This window comes from Nocardia asiatica NBRC 100129, assembly GCF_000308415.1.
Taxonomy (GTDB): domain Bacteria; phylum Actinomycetota; class Actinomycetes; order Mycobacteriales; family Mycobacteriaceae; genus Nocardia; species Nocardia asiatica.
In genome coordinates this window covers 1-1,717 of the sequence record NZ_BAFS01000255.1, presented here as the reverse complement: position 1 = coordinate 1,717, position 1,717 = coordinate 1, and the positions used below count along the sequence as shown (strand labels likewise).

The 1,717-nt window shown below is 70.4% G+C and carries 1 protein-coding gene; it reads left to right on the top strand.

Features of this window, described 5'->3' with window-relative positions:
- The coding region (locus ON27_RS24835) for a condensation domain-containing protein (RefSeq protein ID WP_043732690.1) at window positions 1-1,717 on the top strand (1,717 nt) is incomplete at both ends.

Sequence of the window (1,717 nt, the reverse complement as noted above, 5' to 3'; positions counted from 1 at the left end):
CCTTCCGTGCGCCTTCGACCCCGGTCGAGGAGATCGTGGCCGGCGTGTTCGCCGAGGTGCTGGGTGTCGAGCGTGTCGGTGCGGATGACGATTTCTTCGCCCTGGGTGGTAACTCGCTGTTGGCGACGCAGGTCGCCGCGCGGATCGGCGCGGCGCTGGACGCCCGGGTGCCGGTGCGTGTGCTGTTCGAAGCATCCACCGTCGCCGGGCTCGCCGCCAAGGTCGAGCAGCACGCGGGCAGCGGCGGACGCAAAGCCTTGGTCGCCGGTCCGCGTCCGGAGCGCATCCCGCTGTCGCTGGCGCAGCAGCGCATGTGGTTCCTCAACCAGTTCGACCCGGGCTCGTCGGTCTACAACATTCCGGCCGCCATCCGCCTGACCGGAGACCTCGACGTCACCGCGCTGCGACAGGCGGTCGCCGACTTGGTCGCACGGCACGAGATCCTGCGCACGATCTACCCGCAGACCACCGAGGGCCCGGTACAGCAGGTGCTCGCGGTGGACGAGGTGTCGATCGACCTCGTGCCCACCCGTGTCGAGGCAGGGGATCTGGTCGCCGTGGTGACCGCGGTCGTGACTGCCGGTTTCGAGGTCACCACCGAGGTCCCGTTCCGGGTGGAATTGTTCGAGGTCGCGACCACGGGCGCGGACGACCCCAGCGAGCACGTGCTCGCGTTCGTCGCGCACCACATCAGCTCCGACGGCTGGTCGCTCGGACCGCTCACCCGGGACCTGGTCCTGGCCTACGAGGCGCGCAGCCGGGGCGAGGCCCCGGCCATGGCCCCGCTGCCGGTCCAGTACGCCGATTACAGCCTGTGGCAGCGCGAGGTGCTCGGTTCGGAGACCGATCCGCAGAGCCTGATCGCGCAGCAGGCCGAATACTGGCGCGGCGCGCTCGCCGGCCTGCCGGACGAACTACCGCTTCCGGCCGACCGGCCCCGGCCCGCCCAGGCGTCCTATCGCGGAGCGAGCTTCGCCTTCGACATCGACGCCGAGCTGCACGCCGGGCTCGAACGCTTGGCCCAGCAGCACAATTCGACGCTGTTCATGGTGGTGCACGCCGCGCTCGCGGTGCTGCTGGCCCGGTTGTCGGGCACCTCGGACATCGCCATCGGCACGCCGGTGGCCGGTCGCGGCGAGGCCGAACTCGACGACCTGATCGGCATGTTCGTCAACACCTTGGTGCTGCGCACCGAGGTCGAGCCGGGCACGCCGTTCGAGGCGCTGCTCGCCGAGGTCCGCCGCACCGACGTCGCCGCGTTCGGCCACGCCGACCTGCCGTTCGAGCGTTTGGTGGAGTTGCTCGATCCGGTCCGCTCGGCGGCGCGGCATCCGCTGTTCCAGGTGATGCTGGTATTGCAGAACCTCGCGCCCGCCACGCTGGAACTGCCCGGGCTCACGGTGTCGGGCATCGATCCGCAGGTGTCGGCCGCGAAGTTCGATCTGCAGATCACCCTGGCCGAGCAGCCGGACGCTCGCGGCATCTCGGTAGTGGTCGGCTACGCGACCGACCTGTTCGACGAATCGACCGTGCGGAACTTCGCGAGCCGGTTCCGTCGTGTTCTCGCGGCGGTCGCGGCCGACGCCACCGCCGTGGTCGGCGACATCGACCTGCTCGCCCCCGGCGAACGCGACCAGGTCCTGAGCGCATGGAATGCGCAGGGCGCGTGGGTTCCCGGCGCGACACTGCCGGATGTGATCGCCGAGCAGGCGTGGTT